This is a genomic window from Allokutzneria oryzae, from assembly GCF_042429765.1.
Lineage (GTDB): Bacteria > Actinomycetota > Actinomycetes > Mycobacteriales > Pseudonocardiaceae > Allokutzneria > Allokutzneria oryzae.
Genome location: NZ_JBHLZU010000018.1, coordinates 230,392 through 248,646, shown reverse-complemented (window position 1 = coordinate 248,646; position 18,255 = coordinate 230,392). Strand labels below are relative to the sequence as shown.

Here is an 18,255-nt window from a genome sequence, read left to right as displayed (position 1 = left end):
CGATGAGCCCGACCCCGGAGCCGGAAGACGGGCGGCTGATGGCCGATGAGGTCGAGGCGTGGCTGGCCGCACACACCCCGACCGTCGAGCCTGAGCAGGCCCGGTCGGTGATGCCGAAGCCGCGGGGCGGTCGCCAGGCCGATGGGCATACCCGCGACGTGGCGGACCTGGCCGCCGAGCTGGCCGAAGCCCGCCGCGTGCACGAGCTGCTCGCCGAGGGCGACCCGCGCCTGAGTGTGCCCACGCCGCGCGTGCTGCGCGCCCAGCGCGCGGCGCACGAAGCGCTGCTGCTGCGTCAGGCCGCCCAGTCCCCGGCGCTGCTGGCGCTGCGCGATGCCCGGGTCCGGTTGTGGACCACGGTCCTGGCCATGACCTCGGCGTTGTTCGGCCTGGCGTGGTCGGCTTCCGGCGTCCGCGACTCCGTCATGACCGCTCTGGGCATCAAGCCCGGCGAGGCCGGGGCGTGGTTCGCGTGGGCGGTCGAGCCGTCGCTGTCTCTGACCCTGCTGGCCACGGTCGGGGTCCAGGCGTACGCGGCGATGCGTGGACGCCCCGTCGACCCCGCCAGCGCCGCTGGGAAGACGTTGCGCCGCACGGAGACGATCGCGCTCGGGCTGATCCTCGCCCTGGTCTGCTGGCCCGCCTTCGCGGGGCTGTTCAAGCACTTCGAGGTGCTGCCGCTGCTGGTGCACGCACTCGGCCCGATCGCTGCGGTGGTCGGGGTCCGCACGCTGCCCGCTCTGTGGTCGATCCTGGGGTGCCTGCCGACCCCGGGAACGGCGGGGGCTACCCCGCCCCCTACGGCCCTACGTACTGGGCAAACAGCCCCCGCGGTGAGCGCCGTCGTCGCCCAGTTGGTAGCCGACGCTCGCGGGCTGATCGCCGCCGGGCAGCTGCCTGCCCAGCCGTCCGCTACGCGCCTGCAGAAGGTCCTGCGGTGCGGCATGGATGACGCCCGCGCGGTCCGCGACGAGCTGTCCGGGGGTGCGCGGTGACCACCGAGCAGAAGGCCCAAGCACACCTGAAGAAGCAACTGGAGCAGGAAGCCAGGGTGGCTGACCTGAACGCCACGGTCGGCAGCCTCAAGAAGCTCCGGGCAACCATGCAGGCCAAGTGTGAGTGCGACCCGGCGTCTCGGCCTCCCACCGCGGCTGACGGCTACTGCCCGGCGTGCAACAAGCGCCGCAACCGCCGCTGAACCCCCAGGTGGGGGCGGCAGAACCTGGCCGCCCCCACCTCGCCCCGGTTCCGACTCTGCGCAGAGGAGCGAGCACCGGATGACCAACCGTCCCCGACCCGCCGGAGGTGGTGACCATGCCCGTCCCTGACCCCGACACGACCACCCCCCAGGCACCGGCCCGCCAGGCCGGTGCCTGGCTCGTTTGGCACGCCGGTGAGCTGGCCGGAATCGCCGTCCCGCTCGTGCTGTCCGCCACGACCCACCCGGCGCTGGCCGTGGTGTCGGTCGCCGTGGCGATCCGGTGGGCCGTGCACGAGCACCGCCAGGCGGCCGAAGCCGCCCAGGCGCGGCAGGCCGGAAACCGCCGGCCGTTTCTCGACTCGACGTCCCCGACCACCACCGACTCCGGACAGGAGGCAAGCGCATGACCAGCACCAACAACCCCAACGACAACAGCGGCTTGGCGCAGGTGCACTACCTCACCAGCGACGCCGACCGCGCCGGTGAGGTGGTCGAAGGCGCAGTCGTCGAGACCCCAGGCACCGCGTTGGTCACCCAGCGGGACAAAGCCATCGCCCGGTACCGGGGCTACCGGGACGACGTGGTGGTCACCGGCCGGATCATCCGCACCGCGGTCACCCACCAGCGCACCCGGGCCACGGGAAAGGCCGTGGTCCGGCACGTGCTCTACCCGATCGCGGGCGCGGGTGTGGTGCTCCGCCGGTGGCGCGACACCCACGGCGCCAGCCGGTATGAGCGGATGATGCAGGCCGCTGAGATGGCCGGTGACCGCGAGGCGCTGCTGGAGTGGGAAGCCCGCGACGTCGCGGAGAAGCAGGCCCGGCACGCCCGGGTCATGGACTGGGTCCGCAGCCCCCTGGACCTGCTGAAAGCGGTCGCGGTCGCGGTCGTGTCAGTGGCCGGGCTGCTGCTGGTGCTCGGGATCATCCTCGCCGTCGCCGACAAGGAACTCGCCCGGGTCCTGGACCCGATCATGGGCGTGATCCACCTGATCTCGTGGTGCTCGTGGTTCCTGGCCGCCTACGGGGCGCTGCTGCTCACCGGCGGCACCGTCGCCGGGATCGCCTACCTGTGGGCGGTCGGTCGCCGCTACACCGAGCCTCCGGCGTGGGTGGCTCCGTCCACTGTGGCCGATGGGAGCGAGGGGCGGGAGATCTTCCACGACGCGGGCAGCATCCTGGAGGCGTTGAAGTTCCTCAAGATCAGCGGTCTGAACGACGCGTTCAAGGCCGGGTGGGCCAGTGCGGGGAACCCGATGCAGGTGTGGGAGCAGGAACCGCACCGCGACGGCAAGGGCATCCGCTGCCAGATCCGCCTGCCTAAGGGCGCCAGCGTCGAGGACATCAACAAGAAGAAGGACCTGTTGGCGCACAACCTGGTGCGCAAAAACGTTGAGGTGTGGGCGACCGAGCCGCGCAACAAGGCCGCCGTGCTCGATCTGTGGATCGCCAACCCCGGCGCGCTCACCGGCCCCGTGCCGGAGTGGCCGATCCTGGCCAAGCTGGAATCGTTCGTGGGCAACTACTTCGAGTCCATCCCGGTCGCGTTCAACATCCGGGGCGACATCGTCAAGGGTCGCCTGTCGGAGGCCAACCACGCCTACGCCGGGATCATGGGCTCGGGCAAGTCGACGCTGGCCATCACGATGATCCTGGGCGCGATCCTGGACCCCACGTGCGAGGTCGACGTCTTCGTGATGGCGCAGAACGCCGATTACGAGCCCATGCGCCCGCGTCTGCGGACGCTGGTCACTGGTGCCAGCACGGACACGGTGAAGGCCGCTATGGCGTGCCTGCGCGCGGCCTATGAGGACCTGGAGGTGCGCGGGCGGGCGCTCAAGGAGCACGACGCCCGCGCGAACAACCGTCAGCTCGCCGACAAGGACGCTCGGCTCCGGCCGCAGGTCATCGTCATTGACGAGTGCCAGGCGCTCTACATGGACGAGAACCACGGTGAGGCCGCCGCCGACCTCACGGTGAAGCTGGTCAACGCCGCCCGTAAGTACGGCATCACGCTCCTTCTGCTGACGCCAGAACCCTCCAGCGCCAGCCTGCCCCGGCGGGTCATGGCCGTCATGTCGCACAAGGCGTCCTTCGCGACCGGTGACCAGCACTCCAACGACGCCGTCCTGGGCACCGGCTCCTACAAGTCCGGCATCAGCGCAGTGGGGTTGAAGCCGAAGACCGACGAGGACATGGGCGACGTCGGCACCGCCATGACCAGGGGCTTCATGTCCGAGCCGGGGCTAATGCGTTGCTGCTTCAACAGCCAGGAAGTTGCCCACCGGGTCACCGCGCGGGCGCTGGAGATCCGCGCACAGGCTGGGATCACCGGCGGCGAGCCGATCGAGCCGGTGGACACCCTCGCCGACATCCTCGCCGTGCTCGGCGACCAGGAGCGCATGCGCACCCACGAGGTGCTGCAGAAGCTGGTCGAAGGCAACCGCGCCGTCTACCGCGACTGGGGTCCTGAGGACCTCTCGAAGTTCCTGCGCGAGCACGACGCCGCCCCCTACAAGTCCGGCGGCATCATGCACGTCCGCCGCGCCCGCGTCGCCGACGCAATCACTGTCCGTGACGAACTGGTGGACGTTGACGGCGACGAAGGCACCGTCGAGGACTGAGGGAGTCAGCCGTGGGGGAGGGAGTTCTCCCTCACGGCCCGATCCCCGCTCCCTCCCTCACCTGAACAGCCCGAACACCCCCACGGGGAGGCCAGGGAGACACCTTCGCCGACCTGCGGAAACCCCCGAAAACAGCCCTTCCGGCACCCGCCAGGCGACTCCCTTCCGGGTCGTCGCCCCGGCGGAGCCATGCCCACATCCAGTTACACAACGTCACAACATTGGGAGTTGCTTCATGGGTACCACGCCCGTCAGCAAGACCGTCATGACCGCGCTGACCAACCAGTTCGAGCGGCTGATGCAGGACGTCAAGGCCCTCGGCGGACGGCTTCCCCGGGCGCAGCGCGCCGCCTGGGACGACTACTGCGCCGCGATCAAGCGGGCGAAGAAGTCTCGCGACCCGGCCGACGTCGAGGCCGTCCAGCGCGCCGAGGGCGCGCTGCGCGTCGCCTTCCCCCAGTCCAAGGACAAGGACGTGGCCAAGAACGCCAAGGCCAAGAAGTAGCCAGGGCCGTCCGGCGCTCCACCTTCCACAGCGCGCGCCGGACGGCCCCTTCTCCATCCACCCCAGCCCAACCAGAACCGGGAGGGACACCACCAGTGTCCAGCATCCTCAAGAGCCTCACGGACAAGGCCGCCGCCAAGACCAAGACCAAGCTGACGTCGTTCTTCAAGCGCAACAAGTGCGTCGTGGGTCGCTGCTCCCGCCGCCTGCGCAAGATCAGCCGCACCGCCGGGTACGGGCTCACCTGCGGCCGGTACGAGTGCGAGATGTGGCTCTACTCCGCCGACCCGGGCGAGGTCGCCAAGCTGCTCGGCGTCGATGCCAAGGACGTGCCGCAGGTCATCGAGGCGGCAGCGTGATCGTCTGGATCGTGCTCGGCGCCGTGGCGCTGCTGACCGTCAACGACGTCGCGCCGCCCGTGCGGGTCCTGGCCACGGTCGTGCTGCTCGGCGCGGCCGTGCTCTACCCGCTGATCTGCGCGGCGTTCCCGTACCGCGTCTGCCGCGCGTGCCGCGGCTCGATGCGCCAAGCCAGCCCGGTCTTCGGCGGGTTCCGCGAGTGCCGGGCCTGCTCCGGCACCGGCGAACGACTCCGCCTCGGCGCCCGGCTGGCGCGTCGCCGCCGCGACCGCGTCCGCTGACCCGCCCGACCACCACCGCCCCGATCGACAGGAGGACGGCATGGGGCGCCCGATCATCCACACCGAGGTCAGCCGGAGCTGGTGGAACGGCTCCGCGCGCACCGCGTGCGGTCGGACCATCACCCGCGTGACCTACGTCGGCTACTCGTGGCTCGGATCGAGCCTGACCTGCCCGACCTGCAAGGCACTCAAGAAGGCCAGCAAGTGAGCCCTGGAAGGAAAGCGCCTATGAGCATCTGGACTGGATTCGACGAAGCTGACATCGAGATCCACATGGACGAGATGGCCGCCGAAGCGGCGGACTTCGACCAGGAATAACCACTCCTGGCCACCAGACCACCACGACCGTGCACGAGCAGGCCCCACTACCCCCGGCGCGGGTGGTGGGGCCTTCTGGCGCTCGCGTCGCCCCCTGCCCACGCACTCTTGGAAGGAGCCGACCATGCCTGTGCCTGGATCGCCGGATGCCGCCACCGTCGCACTGTGGATGGCTGCCAACCTCGGCTGGCACGTCCTGCCGCTGCACCCGCACAAGAAGTCCGTGCTCGGCAACTGCCGCACCTGCCACAAGGACGACCACCACGCCACCGTCTGCCCGTGCCTGGCGCGCGGTGACGGTGCGCTGTGCCACGGCGTGTGGGCCGCCACCAACGCCCCGGACGTGATCCGCCGGTGGGCTCGCGCACGGCTCTCGCCGGTGTGGGGCTTGTCCCTCGGCGCCTCCGGTCTGCTCGGGTTCGACCTGGATGCCCACGGCGGCACGGCGCCCGCTCAGCCGCTGCACGGCTTGGACTGGCCGACCAGCACGCCGCTGCCCGTTGACGGGGTGGAGTGCTACGCGACGCTGGCCGCGCTGCACGGCGCCGGGCTCGACACCGACGCGACGCTCACCGTCGCCACGCCGTCCGGCGGGCTGCACCTGATCTACGCCGCCGAGGTCGGCCGGTGGAAGTCCAGCAGCGTCGGCAAGAGCATCCGCGACGGCCGCGTCCGCTCCGGCCTGGCCTGGCAGGTCGACATCAAGGCCCACGCGGGCTACGTCGTCATCCCGGGCTCCCGCACCCCATCCGGGCTCTACGAACGGGTGTCCTCAACCACCACGCCGGACGCGCTCGCGCCGTGGCAGATCGAGCGCCTGGTCGCCACCGGCCACGACCGCCACGCCACCCCAGCGAAACCGCCGGCGGTTTCGGCGACCCCGGTCGCCATCCGCAGCGACCGCGCGGGCCGGTACGCGGCCAGCGCGTTGCGCTCGGCGTGCGTGGAGCTGGCCGGGATGAGCCCGAACAGCGGACGTAACGCGAAGTTGTTCCGCAGCGCGTCCCGGTTGGCCGGGATGGTCGAGGCCGGATGGATCGACGCCGACACCGTCCAGGCCGCGCTCGCCGAGGCCGCCCGCGCCGCCCGCCTGCCCGCCGGAGAGATCCGCTACGCCCTGGCCTCCGGGATGCGCAGCCCATGGCCCGCGCCTGATCTGGAGGCCGCCGCATGACCGCGATCCGTGACAGCCCGCCGCCGCTGGCCGAGGACGAACTGCCCGCCGACCGGCCCGCGATCCACCTCGGCGGCGAAGCCGAGTCCATCCGTGTCCTCACCAAGACGTTGGCCGAGGGGGCGCTGCCCGACACCTACGTCGCCAGCGGCGCCCTGGTGCACCTGACGCGGATCTCCGGTCAGGACAACGGCACCGTCGCCGCCGAACCGCTCACCGCCGCGGCGCTCTCGGCGCTGCTGGCACACCACACCTTCTGCTACCGGCTCCGCGACGCCGGAAAGGACGACAACGGCAAACCGTTGCCGCCCAGGCGCGTGGAGGGCTCGCCCACCAAAGCCGCGCTCGCGGCGGTGCTCTCGCAAAAGTACTGGCCGGACGTGCGACCGCTCGCCGGGATCGTCACCGCCCCTGTCCTGCGCCCCGACGGGTCACTACTCCAGACGCAGGGCTACGACCCCACGACCGCGCTCTACTACGCCCCGGGAACCGACATGCCCACCATTCCCACCAAGCCCACCGCCGACCAGGTCCACGAAGCACGGGAGTTCATTCTCGGCCGGTTGCTGCGCGACTTCCCCTTCGTCGCGCCCGCCGACCGCGCCAACCACGGCGGCTTGCTGGTCGCGCCGATCCTGCGGCCGATGCTGAACAGTCTGATTCCGTTCGGCTTGATCTCCGCGACCACGCAGTCATCCGGCAAGACGCTGTTGGCGGAAATCCCTGGCCACGTCTACGGCTCCAAAATTCTCACCTGGCGCTCGGGTGATGACGCCGAACTTGAAAAGGCCATCACCAGCGCCCTGCACTCGCCGTCACCGGTGATGTTGTGGGACAACCTCAAAGAGGGCTCCGAAGTCTCCTCGCCGGTGCTCGCGCAACTCCTGACGTCGCCGGAATGGTCCGCGCGCATGCTCGGCTCCAGCGGTGCCGGGTTCACCGCGAAAAACGATCGACTGTGGCTCGCCACGGGCAACAACATCCGGCTGGGCGGGGACATGGCCACCCGCACCGTCCTCATTCGCCTCGACCCGGACATGCCCCACCCCGACCAGCGCGACCAATCCGGTTTCGGCATCCCGCACTTGGATGCCTGGCTCCGCGAACCGCAAAACAGGGCAACGGTTCTGCGGCACCTGCTCGTGCTCGTCATGGACTGGATCGCCGCAGGTGCGCCGAAAAGCGAGCACACGATGCGGCAGTTCACCACGTGGGCGCAGGCCACCGGCGGACTGCTCGCCCACCACGGCATCGAGGGCTTTCTCGACAACCTTGACGAGTTGCGCCAGGCCGACGACGAAAACGCCGACTGGGTGGCATTCCTCGCCCAATGGCGCGGGCTGTTCAAGGACGACAAGAAGCCTAGCAAGAGAGTGCACGAGACCTACACATTCGAGCCCTCCCAATGGGACGGCAACTTCTTCACCGACGACGACGGCCGCGCCGTCTCCGTCAAGTCCCTCGGACGCCTGCTCACCGCCCACGTCGGCCGCTGGCACGGCGACTACGTCCTGCGCTCCGCCCACGACCGCCGCGCCAACTCCAAGGTCTTCTGGGTCGAACAGGCCGAGCCGGGCGACGCCGACGAGACCACCCAGGAGCCCGTCCAGCAGCCCCTCGCCTAGCCGCGCGCGGGTTTGCCGGGTTTGGCGCGGGTTTGCGCCGGGTTTGGCCGCCAGCCAAACCCGGCGCACGTCCCCGCAGTTCACGGCCCCGAAACCATGATCAACCGGGTTTGCGGGTTTGGAACCCGCATCCCCGCACGCCCACGTCTCGCGCCGCAGAGCGCGACCACCAGCAGCCCCCGCCGGGGCGCGAACAGGAGGTGCGAATGACCAGCAACCGAGCGGCGGCAACCCGAACGCCGCCCAGCGGGCAGGGGTCGACCCTGTACCGCCCGAACGAAGTCGCGACACGTCTCGGCTGCTCGGAGTGGTGGATCAAAGAGCAGGCACGCAAACGAAGAATCCCCTTTAGCTGGATCGGCGGGCGCTACCTGTTCACGGATGAGCACGTTGCGGCAATCGTCGTGATCTTCGAGAAACGACCGGTTGACCAACCTGTTCCTGCAAGCGGCACGTCAACGAAGGAAGCCAGCAGGCGCCATCACGCGGTCGCCCCTGTCGCGAGGCTGCGGGCACGTAGTCCGAGGCGCGCACGCATAGCGCGCGCACAGCAGGACGTAGCCTGACGAAAAATCGCGCCCGCCGCAGCTCTTGGCTGCGGCGGGCGCTTTGTCTTTACGGAGCATCTTCATGGGTTATGCGGAAAAGCGCGGGACCTACTGGCGTGGGCGATACAAGATCGCGCCGGGAAAGTATGGCACCGTCGCGGATGGAGACGGAAACACCATCCGCTTTGCCAAGAAGCGAGATGCCGAGAACGCAGCCAACGAGGCCGAGGCTGAAATCCGTAATGGCAATCGTAAGGCTGCGAAGGAAGATGAACTCTTCGGGGTCTATGTTAATCGGTGGTATTCGAATCAGGATCTCGCTGCCTCAACGATGCAAAACTACCGGAGACACATCGAAGAGCACTTGTTGCCCACCTTCGAGAACTTCATCATCCGCGACATTGACAAGCAGCAGATTGCCGACTGGGAGAGATCGAAGCGGGAGGCTGGCTACAGTGAATCAAGCATCAAGACATGGCGCGGCACGCTGCACCTGATCCTCGAAGACGCCTTCGAGGAAGGGCTCGCCGAATTCAACCCCGCGACTAAGCGACGTGGGCGTGGCAAGCGGGCGGGACGCTCACGGAGTCGGGGACCTGAGAAGGCCATCACCACCGCGCTCGGGATTCTCCTGATCGCGGAACGCGCCGCCCTGCTGTCCGGACGGGATGACGAATTTGTCGCGATCGTCACCAAGGGATTCACCGCGATGCGCTGGGGCGAACTGGTCGGGCTCGAAGTCCCGTACGTGAACACGGCCAGCATCCGGATTGAGTCGCAGCTCTACGAGTTGGACACAGGCGTTCTGCACCGCTGCCCGCCCAAGGACGATTCGTACCGGACGCTCGACATCCCAGAGTGGCATTCGAGGCTGCTGGCGGCACACCTGGCAGCTAAGGCGCCGCAACCGTGCTCATGTCACGAGCGGCGCTACGTGTTCAGCGGTCACCGCGGCGCGAATGGGTCGGTCCGCAAGGTCGGCGCGAAGCTGGTCGATGTCGCCCGGCGCGCCGGGGTTTCGGTCGGCACGGTGTCGGCGGTGCTCAACCGCACGGGCACCGTCGCGACGACAACCGCGGCCGAGGTCGAGGCCGCCATTGCTGAACTTGGCTACGTACGAGGGGGAGCGCCCGCGCAGCTCGCTGCGCACTGGCGCCGGAACGGATTCGCCACGTGGCTTTTCCGGCCAGCAGCAACGGGCTGGTACCCGAGCAAGGCGCCCTCGCCTGCGCGACCGGTGCCGATCCTCGGTGAACCGTGGCCGGGTATACCGGTTCGCGGGCGGAACGCGCCGGGGCGTGCCGATGCGTGCTGGCTTCCGATCGCACCGCGGCTGACACCGCACGGGCTACGCCACACGCACAGGACGTTGCTGGTGGAGCTGGGGATGCCGGGCGTACTGATCGATGAGCGGATGGGGCACGAAGATGGCTCGGTTCAAGGGCGCTACACGCACGTGACCGCTGCGATGCGCCAAGCGCTCCTGGATGGCCTGACCGAGGTCTGGGAGGCCGCTTTGGAGGCTCGCAGGCGGATGCACCCCGCGTCGCCTGTGCATGTGCTGAACGAGCTCCTACGGGCGACGTGACCGGGCAATCGGGGAGAAGTTCTCCCAGATTTCTCCCAGAACGACCCCGAGACGCAAATCAGGCCCTGTCCACGTCTACTGTGGACAGGGCCTGACCTGGGTTTTTACTTGTCGGGGTGACAGGATTTGAACCTGCGACCTCTTCGTCCCGAACGAAGCGCGCTACCAAGCTGCGCCACACCCCGAGTGGAACGAGAGGAAGCCTATCTCATCTCCGCTCCAGCTCCGAATCGGGTGGGTGCTTGTGCATCCGAACCCGTCGCCGAGACCTCCTGCGAGCGCGGGACCAGCGTCAACAGGCTCGCCTCCGGCGGGCAGGCGAAGCGGACGGGGGCGTAGGGGGAGGTGCCGAGGCCCGCCGAGACGTGCAGCCACGTCCGCTCGCCCCACCGGGACGCGCCCTTCACCCGCTTGCGGTCGAGGCCGCAGTTGGTCACCAGCGCGCCGTAGAACGGGACGCAGAGCTGGCCGCCGTGGGTGTGACCGGCCAGGACCAGGTCGTATCCGTCCTGCGCGAACGCGTCGAGGATGCGCGGCTCCGGGGAGTGCGTGACGCCGATGCTCAGCTGGGTCTGCGGGCCGGGGCGCCCGGCGATCTCGTCGTAGCGGTCCCGCTTCAGGTGCGGGTCGTCCACGCCGGCCGCCGTGACCGTGACTCCTGCCACAGTCGCGGTGTGCCGCAGGTGGGTCAGGTCCTGCCAGCCGCGCTCGGTCATGGCCGCGCGCAGGTCCCGCCACGGCAGCTGGGTGCCGTGGATGCGCTTCGCCTTGTGCGCGGGGAGCAGGTAGCGGGCAGGGTTCTTCGGCTTCGGCGCGTAGTAGTCGTTGCTGCCGAAGACGAACATGCCGGGGAAGTCCAGCAGCGGGCCGAGCGCGCGCATGACCGCCGGGACCGCCTTGGCGTGCGCGAGGTTGTCGCCGGTGTTGATCACCAGGTCCGGTTCGAGCCTGGCCAGCTCGGCCACCCAGCGCTGCTTCTTGGTCTGGTTGGGCGTCATGTGCAGGTCGGAGACGTGCAGGATGCGCAGTGGCCGCGCGTTCTCCGGCAGCACCGGCAGTGTCGCGTGCCGCAGGGTGAAACGCAGGCGCTCGATGCCCGCGGCGTAGCCGACCGTCGCGGCGCCCAGCGCCGTCGTTCCCAGCAGAATCCGACCGAACGTGTTCACCTGCCCGAGCCTACGGAATCCCGTGCGCGGCCCGTTCATCGCCGGAACGGGTGAGCACCTTCACCGCGGGTAATCTCCCTGCCATGGCAGAGCTGAAGGCACGGCTGAAGTCCGATCTCACGGTGGCGCTCAAGGCACGCGACACGATGGTGCTGGACACCCTGCGGATGGCGCTGGCCGCGATCGGCGTCGAGGAGGTCGCGGGCAAGGAGTCCCGGGAGCTCACCGACGACGAGGTGCTCAAGGTGCTCGCCCGTGAGGCGAAGAAGCGCAAGGAGGCCGCCGAGGCGTTCGCCGCCGCCGGGCGTGACGAGCTGGCCGCCAAGGAGCGCGCCGAGGGCGAGGTGCTCTCCGCCTACCTGCCCAAGCAGCTCGACGACGCCGAGCTGGCCGCCGTGGTCCGCGAGGCCGTCGAGGAGGTCGCCGCCCAGGTCGGCAGCACCCCGAGCCCGAAGCAGATGGGCCTGGTCATGAAGGCCGCCAACGCGAAGGTCGCAGGCCGCGCCGAAGGCGGCCGCGTAGCCGCCCTTGTCAAGTCCGCCCTCACCCCCTGACCTTCCCCATCTCCGCCATTCGCGGGCTTATGGACGCCTCCAGAGCTCCGAAGAGGTCCATAAGCCCGCGAATGGCAGGTGGGGCAGCTCGGTCAGCCGGGTGGGGCGGGGCCGCCGGTCTCGTCCGGTGGTGTCGGGGCGCCTGGAGTGGGGGTGGGCGGTTCCGTGGTGGTTGTGGGGGCGACGCCGTTGCTCACGACCAGTGAGATCGTCTCGCCGGGCAGCGCGGCCCCACGCGGGGTCTGGCCGAGCACCGTGCCCTTGGGCTTGAGGCTGTCCTTGCTGGACGTGGAGACCTGGTAGCCCGCGTCCTCCAGCTTGACGCGGGCGAAGCCCTCGCTGAGCCCGACGACGTTGGGCACCTTCGCCTCGCTGCCGCCCTCGGCGTAGCGGTCCTCGACGTCCGGCAGCTTCGCCACGTCCATGTCGGTCATGATCCCCGGCGCCGCGCCGATCCCGTTCATCGCCGCGAACCAGGTGCGCGCGGGCGACTTGCCGCCGTAGATGAAGGTTCCGGAGCTGCAGGGCCGCGGCGGCGCGTTGCCGGCCGGGTCGCACAGCGTCTTCGGCGCGGGTGAGTCGTCGAAGGTGAACACCGCGCCCGCCAGCTGCGGGGTGTAGCCGAAGAAGCCCGAGGACTTGTGCTCCTGGGTGGTCCCGGTCTTGCCCGCCACCGGCCGGTTCCACCCGAACGCCCGGGCCGCGTCCTTGGCCGTTCCGGAGATCGCGTCCTTGCTCAGGCCCACGGTCATCGCGTTGGCCAGCCCGGCGGGCACCACCTGCTCGCAGGAGTCCTCGCGCAGCGCAACCGGGCGGCCGTTGCGGTCGAGCACCTGCTCGATCGGACTCGGCGGGCACCAGGTGCCCTCGCTGGCCAGCGTCGCGCCGACGTTTGCGAGCTCCAGCGTGCTGGTCGGCGTCGGGCCGAGGGTGAACGAGCCGAGGTTCTGCTCGGCGAAGAACTTGCCGATCGGCCGCTTCTTCGGGTCCTCGGCCGCGGGCACGGTGCCCAGCGAGCGCAGTCCGAGCCGCACGGCCATGTCCACTGCGGAGGACACCGATGTGCGTTCGAGCAACTGCACGAAACCAGTGTTCGGCGACTGCGCGAGCGCGTCCTGGAGGGTCATCCGGTCCGGGTACTTGCCCGCGTTCTGCACGCAGTACTTCTTCGCCCCCGCGGGACCGGGGCAGCTCGCCGCACCGCCCTTGAAGACGTCGGAGACGTAGGTCCCCGGCACGGAGATCGAGTTGTTGATCCCCATGCCCTTCTCCAGGGCCGCGGCGGCGGTGAAGATCTTGTAGATCGAACCGGCGCCCAGGTTCTGCATCGCGTAGGGCAGCCCGAGCGTGGTCTCGTGCTCGTCCCGGTCCAGGCCGTACTTGCGGTTGGCGGTGATGGCGACGACGCGGTGCTTGTCCTTGCCGGGCTTGACGATCGCCATCGCGTTGGCCACGTGGTCGGTGTCCGGCGGGACCTCGCCGTCCACCGCGGCCTTGGCCTTGGTCAGCGCGTCGCGGTCCAGCGTCGTCTTGATCGTGTAGCCGCCCCTGCGCAGGTTCTCCCGCGAGAAGCCCGCGGCCTCCAGGTACTTGAGCACGTAGTCGCAGAAGTAGCCCGCGTCGCCGGTGCCGATGCAGCCGTTGGGCGGCGCGCCGATGTCCGGCCGCGTGCCGAGCTGGGTCTTCTTCTCCGCCTCGGCGACGTCCTTGGGGATGCGGTTCTGCTTGGCCATCTCGTCGATGACGACGTTGCGCCTGGCGAGCGCGCGTTCCGGATGCCGCCCCGGGTTCAGGCCGCTCGGCTCGTTGACGATGCCCGCGAGCAGGGCGGCCTGGGCCACGGTGAGCTTGTCCGGCGTGGTGTCGAAGTAGGTCTTCGCCGCCGCGGCGATGCCGTACGCGCCGTTGCCGAAGGGCACGGTGTTCAGGTAGCGGGTGAGGATCTCGTCCTTGCTGAGCTTGTTCTCCAGCTGGAGCGCGATCCGCAGCTCGCGCAGCTTGCGCGCCGGCGACTGCTCCTGCGCCTTGGCCTGCTCGGCCTTGGAGGTCGCCACGACGTGCATGAGGTAGTTCTTCACGTACTGCTGGGTCAGCGTCGAGCCGCCCTGCGCGACCTTGCCCTGGATGGTGTTGGTGATCAGCGCGCGCATGGCCGAGCGCCAGTCGACGCCCTGGTGCTCGTAGAAGCGCTGGTCCTCGATGGCCACGATGGCGGCCTTCATGGTGGTGGCGATCTTGTCGGGCGCCACCAGCACCCGGTACTGGTCGAACAGGTGCGCGAGCGGGTTGCCGCTGGTGTCCAGGATCGTGGTGAGCAGCGGCGGGTCCTTCTGCACCAGGTCCGACGAGGTGCTGTCCACGGTGTCGCTGGCCCGGTTGGACACCACGCCGATGGCCCCGACCGCGGGGAACATCATTCCGGCCAGCAGCACACCCGCCAGGACGCAGAGGCCGACGAGCTTGAGTACCGCACGGCGAACACGCACGTCCGTCAATGTACGCGCGGCCCGGATGGAGTAGTGACCGCGAACACGTTCCGGTGATGTCAGATAACGGGTGGGCAAACGCCTCTTGGACGGGGAACCGGGAGCCTCTACAGTCCGTCAACGTCTCACGACGGCGAACCGGACAACGTGTTATGTCTCTGTGACACGTCGGTTTGCGGCTCGGCACCGGGGGGTGGCGAGTAGGTCGCGACGACGGTTAGGGAGCTGGGGGAACATGATGTTCAGCCAGGGGGACTGGCGGGTCTACGCGTCGTGTCGCGACGAGGACCCGGACCAACTGTTCGTTCGAGGCGCGGAGCAGCGCAAGGCCAAGACGGTCTGCATGGGCTGCCCGGTGCGCACGGAATGCCTCGCCGAAGCGCTCGACAACCGCATCGAGTTCGGTGTCTGGGGCGGGATGACGGAACGGGAGCGTCGCGCACTGCTGCGTCGTCGCCCGGACGTCGACTCGTGGGTGGACCTGCTCGACGAGGCTCGCCGCGAACGTCAGGTGAGCTAGGGCCTGTGCGAGGGGCCCGTGTTCGCGATAGCCGAGCCCAGCCCGCCCCTGGCCGCGCCGACGCGAAGGCCGCGTACAACACCGGTACGCGCCCTCCCCGTCGTCTTGCCAGGAACGACCTGAATCTCGACTCTCATCGAACGAGACCCCTCACACAGGCCCGCAAACCATTGCCCTGATCGGGGTCACTCGCCCGCCAGCCGGTGGCCGATCTCGCGCAGTCCGTCGAGGTCGTGCACGTCGGAGGGCAGCGCGGGGACCCCGACCAGGGCGACAGCCGGATGCGCCTTGGTGAATCGCGCGAGCATCCGCTTCTCGCGGTCCGCCGCGGCGACCCGGTCCGCGTGCAGCCGCAGCACCGCGCTCGCCAGCGGTGCCGTCCCGGCTCGCTCCAGGTCCTCCGCCGCGGCCAGCGCCCTGGTGGCGGGAAGCTCGGCGAGCACGGGGTGCGTGCGGTTGACCACGAGCCCCGCCAACGGCATCTCGTCACCACCGAGCCGGTCGACGAAGTAGGACGCCTCGCGCAGCGCGTCCGGCTCCGGCGCGGCGATCACCAGGAACGCGGTGCCCGGTGAGCGCAGCAGGTCGTAGGTCGCCTGCGCCCGCTGGCGGAACCCGCCGAACATGCTGTCGAAGGCCTGGACGAACGCGGAGGCGTCGGCGAGCAGCTGGCCGCCGATGATCGTGGAGACGGCCTTGGTGAAAAGTCCGAAACCCGCACCCACCAACCGTTTGAGCCCCAGCCCGCCCGCGCGCGCCGGTGCGGACAACATGCGGATGATCTTGCCGTCGAGCACCGTGGACAGCCGCTGCGGCGCGTCGAGGAAGTCCAGCGCTGACCGGCTCGGCGGGGTGTCCACGACGACGAGGTCCCACTGGTCGTCGTGCACGAGCTGGCCGAGCTTCTCCATCGCCATGTACTCCTGCGTCCCGGAGAACGACGAGGAAATGGTCTGGTAGAAGGGATTTCCCAGGATCTGTTGCGCCCGTTGGCCTCCGGCGTGCGCCAGCACCATGTCGTCGAAGGTCCGGCGCATGTCCAGCATCATCGCGTGCAGCTCGCCGCCGCTGGTCTCGCCGAGGTCGACCACGCGCGGGTGGTTGCTCAGCTCGCTGAGCCCCAGCGACTGCGCGAGCCTGCGCGCGGGGTCGATGGTCAGCACGACCACGCGCCTGCCCCGGCCCGCCGCGCGCAGGGCGAGCGCCGCGGCGGTGGTGGTCTTGCCGACTCCGCCGGAGCCGCAGCACACCAGGATCCTGGTGTCCGGGTCGTCGATCAGCTTGTCGATGTCCAGCAGGGGCGGACGGGTTCGCGCGTTCACCGCACTCCCTGCTCGCCGAGCAGCTCGGCCAGTTCGTAGAGCGCGCCGGTGTCCACGGCGTCGGTCAGCTCCGGCAGCTCCAGCGCGGGCAGGTCGGCGGTGCCCAGGTCGGCGCGGGCGCGTTGCTCCGCCTGGACCCGGATCGCGTGTTCCACCGTCTCCTCCACCAGCCCCTCCAGCACGTCGGAGTCCAGGTCCAGCCCGGCGGCGACCAGGCCCGTGCGCACCCGGTCGGCGTCCACCCGCCCGTCGGCCGCCGCGTTCACCGACCGCGCGGGCAGCCGGGGCGGGCGCACCCGGTTGGTGATCACCGCGCCCGGCCGCAGGTCGGCCGCGTCGAGCTCGGCGACCGCGTCCAGGGTCTCCCGGACGGGCATCTCCTCCAGCAGCGTGACCAGGTGCACCGCGGTGTCGCCTGAGTGCAGCAGCCGGACAACGCCGTCGCTCTGCGAACGGATCGGACCGACCTTGGCCAGGTCCGCCATGGCCTTGGTGACGTCGAGGAACTTGACAACGCGGCCGGTCGGCGGGGCGTCGAGCACCACCGCGTCGTAGACGTGCCTGCCGCCGGAGTCGGTGCGCCGCACGCACTCCTTGACCTTGCCGGTGAGCAGCACGTCGCGCAGGCCGGGAGCGAGCGTCGTCGCGAACTCGATGGCGCCCATCTTGCGCAGCGTGCGACCGGCGAAGCCCAGGTTGTAGAACATCGACAGGTACTCCAGCAGCGCCGCCTCGGCGTCGACCGCCAGCGCGCGGACCTCGCCGCCGCCGGGCGCCGCGGCGATGCGCTCCTCGGAGTAGGGCAGCGGTGCGGTGTCGAAGACCTGGGCGATGCCCTGCCTGCCCTCGACCTCGACCAGCAGCACCCGCCTGCCACCGGAGGCCAGGGCCAGCGCGAGCGCGGCGGCCACCGTCGTCTTGCCGGTGCCGCCCTTGCCGGTGACCACGTGCAACCGGGCACGGCTGAGCTCATCGGTCCACTGGGCGGAGCTACTCACACGATCAGCGTAAGCGCGCTTCCGGTGCCCTGCCCGTGCTCAGCCGACCATGGTGAGCGTCAACACGATCAACGCGACGAAGGCGACGAGCGCCCACGCGATGGTCTCCGGCAGCACGGTCGCCACCAGCGCGGTGAGCACCGACAGCACGGCGAGCGAGATCAGGCCGGTCTGCGTCACCTGGGCGCGGGTGCTGTGTTTGCGGTCACGCACCTGCGCCATCGCGACGAGCACCAGCACCAGCCCGCCAAGACCGAACACACCGGTCGCGATCATCCGCCAGGTTTCCACGCGCCCACCGTAGCGGTCGCGGCACCCCGTTAGGCTGCGTTCCATGACGAAGTGGGAGTACGCGACCGTCCCACTGCTGATCCACGCCACGAAGCAGATCCTGGATCAGTGGGGCGTTGACGGCTGGGAACTGGTGACGGTCCTGCCGAACCCGAGCGGCGAGCAGCACGTCGCCTACCTGAAGCGACCGAAGGGCGAGTAGAGAAGTGGCTGACTGGAAGCAGCGCCTGGCCGACCTGGGCCTCGAACTGCCGGTGGTGGCGGCCCCGGTGGCCGCGTACGTGCCCGCGGTGCGCACCGGCTCGCACGTGTTCACCTCCGGCCAGCTGCCGTTCGTCGACGGCGCTCTCGCCGCGACCGGCAAGGTCGGCGCGGAGGTCGGCCCCGAGGAGGCCAAGGAGCACGCCCGGCTGTGCGCGCTCAACGCGCTGGCCGCCGTTGACGCGCTCGTCGGCGTCGACGCCATCGTGAAGATCGTCAAGGTGGTGGGCTTCGTGGCCTCCGCCGAGGGCTTCACCGGCCAGCCCGCCGTGATCAACGGCGCGTCCGAGCTGTTCGCCGAGGTCTTCGGCGAGGCGGGCGCGCACGCCCGGTCCGCGGTCGGCGTCGCCGAGCTGCCGCTGGGCGCCCCGGTCGAGGTGGAGCTGATCGTCGAGGTCGCCTGACCCGGACACGACGATGGCGGCGCCGGATCGT

The 18,255-nt window shown here is 69.8% G+C and carries 20 protein-coding genes and 1 tRNA gene; 15 read left to right on the top strand and 6 right to left on the bottom strand.

Annotation, left to right across the window (positions count from 1 at the left end; genetic code table 11):
- The first annotated feature begins 2 nt into the window (after positions 1 to 2).
- The 11 genes from ACFFQA_RS20295 to ACFFQA_RS20245 all read left to right on the top strand — a co-directional run bounded on the left by ACFFQA_RS20295 (position 3) and on the right by ACFFQA_RS20245 (position 10,222).
- Positions 3 to 995 carry a hypothetical protein gene (locus ACFFQA_RS20295; protein ID WP_377854329.1) on the top strand — a complete coding sequence of 331 codons (993 nt, stop codon included), beginning with the start codon at positions 3 to 5 and terminating at the stop codon, positions 993 to 995.
- Positions 992 to 1,198 carry a hypothetical protein gene (locus ACFFQA_RS20290; RefSeq protein WP_377854326.1) on the top strand — a complete coding sequence of 69 codons (207 nt, stop codon included), beginning with the start codon at positions 992 to 994 and terminating at the stop codon, positions 1,196 to 1,198. Before ACFFQA_RS20295 ends, ACFFQA_RS20290 begins: the two co-directional genes overlap by 4 nt.
- 116 nt (positions 1,199 to 1,314) lie before the next feature.
- A complete protein-coding gene (locus ACFFQA_RS20285; protein WP_377854323.1) occupies positions 1,315 to 1,608 on the top strand; it encodes a hypothetical protein in 294 nt (97 codons plus the stop codon).
- Complete coding sequence (locus ACFFQA_RS20280; protein ID WP_377854320.1) at positions 1,605 to 3,824, top strand: zonular occludens toxin domain-containing protein; 2,220 nt, start codon at positions 1,605 to 1,607, stop codon at positions 3,822 to 3,824. Before ACFFQA_RS20285 ends, ACFFQA_RS20280 begins: the two co-directional genes overlap by 4 nt.
- A gap of 235 nt (positions 3,825 to 4,059) precedes the next feature.
- The gene (locus tag ACFFQA_RS20275) at positions 4,060 to 4,329 is read left to right on the top strand and encodes a hypothetical protein (protein ID WP_377854317.1); all 270 of its coding nucleotides are present in this window, start codon (positions 4,060 to 4,062) and stop codon (positions 4,327 to 4,329) included.
- A 95-nt stretch (positions 4,330 to 4,424) separates the two neighbouring features.
- A complete protein-coding gene (locus ACFFQA_RS20270; RefSeq protein WP_377854314.1) occupies positions 4,425 to 4,688 on the top strand; it encodes a hypothetical protein in 264 nt (87 codons plus the stop codon).
- Positions 4,685 to 4,969: a hypothetical protein gene (locus ACFFQA_RS20265; RefSeq protein ID WP_377854311.1), complete on the top strand. Its 285-nt coding sequence runs from the start codon at positions 4,685 to 4,687 to the stop codon at positions 4,967 to 4,969. Before ACFFQA_RS20270 ends, ACFFQA_RS20265 begins: the two co-directional genes overlap by 4 nt.
- A 40-nt stretch (positions 4,970 to 5,009) precedes the next feature.
- On the top strand, positions 5,010 to 5,177 hold the full coding sequence (locus ACFFQA_RS20260) for a hypothetical protein (RefSeq protein WP_377854309.1): 168 nt from the start codon (positions 5,010 to 5,012) through the stop codon (positions 5,175 to 5,177).
- Between the two features lie 234 nt (positions 5,178 to 5,411).
- A complete protein-coding gene (locus tag ACFFQA_RS20255) occupies positions 5,412 to 6,461 on the top strand; it encodes a bifunctional DNA primase/polymerase (protein WP_377854306.1) in 1,050 nt (349 codons plus the stop codon).
- A complete protein-coding gene (locus ACFFQA_RS20250) occupies positions 6,458 to 8,086 on the top strand; it encodes a hypothetical protein (RefSeq protein ID WP_377854304.1) in 1,629 nt (542 codons plus the stop codon). The genes ACFFQA_RS20255 and ACFFQA_RS20250 overlap by 4 nt, the downstream gene beginning before the upstream one ends.
- Before the next feature lie 630 nt (positions 8,087 to 8,716).
- Positions 8,717 to 10,222, top strand: a complete 1,506-nt coding sequence (locus ACFFQA_RS20245) for a LacI family DNA-binding transcriptional regulator (RefSeq protein WP_377854302.1) — start codon at positions 8,717 to 8,719, stop codon at positions 10,220 to 10,222.
- Between the two features lie 111 nt (positions 10,223 to 10,333).
- Here ACFFQA_RS20245 and ACFFQA_RS20240 read toward each other — a convergent pair.
- Both ACFFQA_RS20240 and ACFFQA_RS20235 read right to left on the bottom strand, forming a co-directional pair.
- Positions 10,334 to 10,407: transfer RNA gene (locus tag ACFFQA_RS20240), tRNA-Pro, on the bottom strand.
- An 18-nt stretch (positions 10,408 to 10,425) separates the two neighbouring features.
- Positions 10,426 to 11,427 carry a metallophosphoesterase gene (locus ACFFQA_RS20235; protein ID WP_377854300.1) on the bottom strand — a complete coding sequence of 334 codons (1,002 nt, stop codon included), beginning with the start codon at positions 11,425 to 11,427 and terminating at the stop codon, positions 10,426 to 10,428.
- Between the two features lie 44 nt (positions 11,428 to 11,471).
- Here ACFFQA_RS20235 and ACFFQA_RS20230 point away from each other — a divergent pair, with 44 nt between their 5' ends.
- The gene (locus ACFFQA_RS20230; protein ID WP_377854297.1) at positions 11,472 to 11,942 is read left to right on the top strand and encodes a GatB/YqeY domain-containing protein; all 471 of its coding nucleotides are present in this window, start codon (positions 11,472 to 11,474) and stop codon (positions 11,940 to 11,942) included.
- Positions 11,943 to 12,034: 92 nt separating this feature from the next.
- Here the strand turns inward: ACFFQA_RS20230 and ACFFQA_RS20225 are convergent, their stop codons facing one another.
- Positions 12,035 to 14,428 carry a penicillin-binding protein gene (locus ACFFQA_RS20225; RefSeq protein ID WP_377854295.1) on the bottom strand — a complete coding sequence of 798 codons (2,394 nt, stop codon included), beginning with the start codon at positions 14,426 to 14,428 and terminating at the stop codon, positions 12,035 to 12,037.
- 238 nt (positions 14,429 to 14,666) lie between these two features.
- On the opposite strand from ACFFQA_RS20225, the gene ACFFQA_RS20220 reads away from it, so the two are divergent.
- Positions 14,667 to 14,948: a WhiB family transcriptional regulator gene (locus tag ACFFQA_RS20220; RefSeq protein ID WP_377855915.1), complete on the top strand. Its 282-nt coding sequence runs from the start codon at positions 14,667 to 14,669 to the stop codon at positions 14,946 to 14,948.
- A 185-nt stretch (positions 14,949 to 15,133) separates the two neighbouring features.
- Here ACFFQA_RS20220 and bagB read toward each other — a convergent pair whose 3' ends face one another.
- The 3 genes from bagB to ACFFQA_RS20205 are packed head-to-tail and all read right to left on the bottom strand — an operon-like array spanning position 15,134 to position 17,559.
- Positions 15,134 to 16,270, bottom strand: a complete 1,137-nt coding sequence (gene bagB, locus ACFFQA_RS20215; protein ID WP_377854292.1) for an ATPase BagB — start codon at positions 16,268 to 16,270, stop codon at positions 15,134 to 15,136.
- The gene (gene bagA / locus ACFFQA_RS20210; protein ID WP_377854289.1) at positions 16,267 to 17,268 is read right to left on the bottom strand and encodes an ATPase BagA; all 1,002 of its coding nucleotides are present in this window, start codon (positions 17,266 to 17,268) and stop codon (positions 16,267 to 16,269) included. The genes bagB and bagA overlap by 4 nt, the downstream gene beginning before the upstream one ends.
- 39 nt (positions 17,269 to 17,307) lie before the next feature.
- Positions 17,308 to 17,559: a hypothetical protein gene (locus ACFFQA_RS20205; RefSeq protein WP_377854286.1), complete on the bottom strand. Its 252-nt coding sequence runs from the start codon at positions 17,557 to 17,559 to the stop codon at positions 17,308 to 17,310.
- Positions 17,560 to 17,602: 43 nt separating this feature from the next.
- Between ACFFQA_RS20205 and sp36 the strand changes: the two genes are divergently transcribed.
- Both sp36 and ACFFQA_RS20195 read left to right on the top strand, forming a co-directional pair.
- A complete protein-coding gene (gene sp36, locus ACFFQA_RS20200) occupies positions 17,603 to 17,761 on the top strand; it encodes a Sp36 family protein (protein WP_086823907.1) in 159 nt (52 codons plus the stop codon).
- Between the two features lie 4 nt (positions 17,762 to 17,765).
- Positions 17,766 to 18,224, top strand: coding sequence for a RidA family protein (locus tag ACFFQA_RS20195; RefSeq protein WP_377854283.1), 459 nt, complete (start codon positions 17,766 to 17,768; stop codon positions 18,222 to 18,224).
- Positions 18,225 to 18,255: the final 31 nt, after the last annotated feature.